We start from the raw sequence: 1,910 nt of genomic DNA, 5'->3' as shown, positions 1-1,910 counted from the left end.
AAGAACCTGGCCCATAGCACGTCCCAAAGATGTGTCACCCGTGACACCTCTCTCTGGGACTGTACACCTAGTCCAAAGGTTGAAGACACCGATCTGGGCTGACGGTTGAGGAACCGGAAGCCCGCCTTTCGCGCTTGTGGGCTTTGCACTTGCAGCGAAGGAACGCAGGCATGGCATTAACTGAGACCCTGGACCGACAGGATATGACCCCAACGGTTGACCAGGCTGCCTCCTATCCGCTCCCAGCTCCGCCGAGGCTGGCTGGGCTTGCAGATGCGGTCGCAACCGGCCTGACGGTTCTGCTGACAGTCCTGTTCGTGATGGTCCAGTTAGTAGGGAGCTACACCGGCATCGTGTACTGGGCGGTGCAGGGCTCGCTTGGGGGCGTTCTCCTGTCCGCCTTTGTGCCGGGCTTTGGGGCTGCGTCCCTGCTTCCAGTGATCCTATAGGGAGTTTCGATCACGTTCCCTGTCAGGAGATGCCTGTCAGGTAGGCTCAAGACACCCGGTCTGGCAGTCCGAGGGGGACTGGCCGGCCACGCGCCGCAAGAGTGCGATCTCCGGTCTGTCATGAGGGTACGACCTGGGCAGAGAAAAACACGTCCGAGGTCGTGAGGGGTCGTTTGTCCGATCGACCGAACTGTCTGACAGATCCCCTGGTGCATTCGCCGGGGTTTCCTTTGGCCTCGAGCCGTTCTGCAGTTCAAGGGGCTGCAGAACGGCAGGTCGATGCTCGCCCAAGGATCGGCCGAACTTGACCCCACAACCATAGAGCTAGTTGTGTTCTGCGCCTCAACGAGCAGCAGAGACGCATGGGCCTTGTCAGAAAGCCTTAGCGAGCGGCCTCCTCACGATGGCCCCCTTTCGTGACGAGGGCCGCTCGCGACGATCTACGAAGCACTGACTCCAGAGATTTGTGAGGACGAGTGCCAAGGCACTTCTGGGACCACCTCGTGAGGCCCATCGACCGCTTGGGCCGGGGCATTCACCCACTCGTTCGGGTTCACGTCTAGCTGCAGGCATTTTCCGGCGCATCAACTCTCCCTTAGCACCCGTCCTGTAAGGTTTTTTACGAGCAGAGCAGCCATCCAGCAGGGCCGAGCCTTCGCGCCTTCTCAATCTGGCTCCCAGCTCCTCACGGACGGGTGGTCCGTGCAGATCCCCACAGTTGCTGCCTTGGGTCCTGCATCGGCCCGAGCCGGCCAGGAGTGCCCCATGCGTCTTACCCTCAAGGTCAAGCTCGCCGCCGTGTTCGCCGTATTGATCGTCTTGTCAGCGGGATCAACCTTGCTAGGCCTACGCAGCCTTTCAACACTCGATGACAGCCTCATCAGCATCGTGTCGGCCGATGCAGAGCGGGTTCGGTTGGCCCAGGAGCTTGCGGCCGGCGAGATCAGCATCAGCCGCGAGATCCGCGAGCATCTGCTCTACCAGGACGACGCCAGCATGGACGCCACCGAGGAGCGCATCGCCGCCCTTCGGCAAAGCATGAACGGGCTTCAGGAGCAGCTCACTCCCCTTCTGGACGAAGAGAACCGGCACCACCTCGAGCGCTACATGGAACTGCGGAGCACGCGCCGGCCTTTGAACGATCAGGTTCTTGAGTTGTCGCGGGCGAACAACGTGCCTGCGGCCCTGATGGTGTTGAACACGGAGATCAAGCCGCTTTGGAACGAGATGAGCGAGATCCTTGCGACGATCAACACAGACGCTCGCGCCGACATGGCAGCAGCCAGCCAGAACGCCGATGCGCTTTATGCGCAGTCCCGCACTCTCCTGGTCACGGTCATGGCGGTGGCGGCGCTCATCGGCGCGGCGGGTGCCACCTGGATCCTTCTCGCCATCTCCCGTGGCCTGAACCAAGCCATCGGTCTGGCCAGCCGGGTTGAGGCGGGTGATCTGACGCAAACG

The 1,910-nt window shown here is 61.7% G+C and carries 2 protein-coding genes; both read left to right on the top strand.

Features of this window, described 5'->3' with window-relative positions:
- Positions 1-170 precede the first annotated feature (170 nt).
- Positions 171-449, top strand: coding sequence for a hypothetical protein (locus FHG66_RS21310; protein WP_139079151.1), 279 nt, complete (start codon positions 171-173; stop codon positions 447-449).
- A gap of 765 nt (positions 450-1,214) precedes the next feature.
- Positions 1,215-1,910, top strand: a 696-nt coding sequence (locus FHG66_RS21305) for an MCP four helix bundle domain-containing protein (RefSeq protein WP_176556398.1), incomplete at its 3' end; no start/stop codon positions are given.

Source organism: Rubellimicrobium rubrum (assembly GCF_006152115.1).
In the GTDB taxonomy this organism is placed as follows: domain Bacteria; phylum Pseudomonadota; class Alphaproteobacteria; order Rhodobacterales; family Rhodobacteraceae; genus Rubellimicrobium; species Rubellimicrobium rubrum.
The sequence above is the reverse complement of the archived record's forward strand: the minus strand, read 5'-3'. Positions and strand labels throughout refer to the sequence as shown.

Excerpts from the sequence above, each read along its gene's own strand:
- FHG66_RS21310 (WP_139079151.1), top strand. The coding sequence starts at position 171 with ATGGCATTAACTGAGACCCTGGACCGACAGGATATGACCCCAACGGTT.